General features: G+C 47.3%; 1 pseudogene. It reads left to right on the top strand.

The window, feature by feature from the left end:
• Window positions 1-109: 109 nt before the first annotated feature.
• Window positions 110-317 (top strand): annotated as a pseudogene (locus AC2FC2_RS27040) (hypothetical protein); the annotation flags it as partial.

The raw sequence follows: 317 nt of genomic DNA, 5'->3' as shown, positions 1-317 counted from the left end.
TCACCATTGCCCTCGTGAATTAATTGGTCAACAGCTTTGCCAATTATTTCATATGTGGAAATCACTTGGCACCTCTGAGGTTTTTGGCTAACGATTTGGAGAATTTACAGTGAACAATAAGCAATTACAAAATATTAGCAAGCCGGTGGCGTGGATTCTTCACGCCAGAGGCGGAGATGTACCAACACTGGATGAATGCTATGTAGCAAACGCTGAGGGAATGGAAAATATTCATTCCTCCCCCCTCTACTCGCAAGAGTACGTCTCCGCCCTGCAACACGAATCCGCGGTTAGCTGGGAGGCAGCGGCATCGCTGA

Source organism: Serratia sp. CoH_122_TC_1 (assembly GCF_058191755.1).
This window is presented reverse-complemented; position numbering and strand designations above follow the sequence as displayed.